This window comes from Aliidiomarina iranensis (assembly GCF_003987135.1).
Classification (GTDB): domain Bacteria; phylum Pseudomonadota; class Gammaproteobacteria; order Enterobacterales; family Alteromonadaceae; genus Aliidiomarina; species Aliidiomarina iranensis.
The window spans coordinates 1-1,692 of record NZ_PIPJ01000024.1; the positions used below are offsets into that span (position 1 = coordinate 1).

A 1,692-nucleotide genomic window follows, 5' to 3' on the forward strand; every position below is an offset into this window, starting at 1 on the left:
GATGCAACTCAAACCGTAATAGAAGAGTTTCAGCAGTTAAAGGATGAATGGGGGCGCATTTACGACAACCAATTTGAAGCTCCTGCAGAAAATCCAGTGGAGTGCCGGTTTTGGTTAGCATTCCGAGATCTTGATAGCTATGTGTACGCATTAGAATATCAAAAGTCTTCTGGTTTTGAACGCTATAAAGAAGAGCTCCTACGTATTCTGAAGGGTGAAGTACCACTGAGTGAGAGTAATCGTGAGTATTGTAGAAGAATATTTGTTGATGCGTATGATGCCTCTTTGTTATGGGTTGTTTCCGAGCCCGAACGGTATTTAGACCAACGAATAAATTTAACTGTGGAACTTGTTGAAGAAAAAGGCGGTTTTAAAGCTTATTTTGTTGGCGAAAGGGAAAGTGCTCCAAAAGCGCTAGCCTCTGGTATTCGGATTGTTTCGTTTAACGATGAAGATATACCTTTAAATGGTGTGTTTCGGATAGAGGCGAGGCTTCGCGCATACGCTGACCGCGATGAGCATTCTGTAAACCTAGATGCTTTTTATTTGGAGCATGCGCGTATTATTCACGAACGAGAGAAGCTAGATACGCCGCCGGAACCAGCGCATACACTCGATGACAGCTTTGTTGCCTTGCTGAGTATGCCGCAGTTGTTTGTCGGCGAGCAGGTGAGTATTTCGGGCTACGCCACACTCGATTATAGAAATCGAGCTACGCTTTATCTATCAAAGGCCCATGCCGTGGCAAATGATGACGTGAATGCTATTTGGCTAGACGAGACACGTTTCACTATTGAGCAGGAAGGGCTAATTCAGTTAGAAGGCACGATAGAAAGTGGTGAATGTATGACCCGCCACGTTCGCGCGCCCACTAATATGGTGTGCTTGATGTGAGCAAAGTGAGATTAACCGCGGCTATTACATTAGACCATGGTTTTTGGGTGGTGGGTTATCTGCTGCTTAAGCCATAGTGACAGGGGGTGGAGCCACTATTTTCAACGCGGCAGGTGTTCACTCTAATACTGTTGGTGGGCTTGGTCCTGCTGCTGGATCGATAACACATTTCCGAAGTTCCTTCGACGTTTTACAAACAGTTGATGCTTTAACTCCGGCTCGTGTTTATGGTGAACAGGTGTCATTGGGGGCGGCAGGTTGGCACCCTGTACTTAGACGAACTAATAGACGCATCATCCATAAATTTGAACGACGCACATGTTCACTTTGGGGAGAATTATGTTGGTAAAAAAATATTTTCTCTTGCTAAAACAATTGACGCTCTTATGGGTGTTAACACTTACTGTAAGTGGTTGTAGCGGTGACGAGCTCACTCCTGGGGTAAGAGCGTCTGTTACCGTTGGAGGGGAAAACAATCAAGTGATAGAACAGATGCGTGATCGCGGGATTCCATTGGAAATAAGGTATTCGGGAGGTCGAGAGGTCGCAGTATATAACGCTGAAAATATGGCAGAGGTATTGTCTATTACCAGAACGGTGAGGTTTGGTGACACTTTAGATCCTAATTATATTGAAAGTTTGATTTTGAGAGACCAAGAGCAGAAAGAACAATTTGAAGCTGCGTTTCAAACTCATAGAATCAAATATTTTGTTTCTAATGATTTTAACCGTATAGAAATACATTGGAGTCAACTAGATGGTCCCAAGGTGGATGAAATTCGGCAATATTTGTATATA

The 1,692-nt window shown here is 43.7% G+C and carries 2 protein-coding genes; both read left to right on the top strand.

Translation table 11 applies throughout. The features are described 5' to 3' along the window. On the top strand, nt 1-894 hold an 894-nt coding region (locus CWE08_RS12185), incomplete at its 5' end, for a hypothetical protein (RefSeq protein WP_157981261.1). 339 nt (nt 895-1,233) lie between these two features. Further along, the coding region (locus CWE08_RS12015) for a hypothetical protein (protein ID WP_133306941.1) at nt 1,234-1,692 on the top strand (459 nt) is incomplete at its 3' end.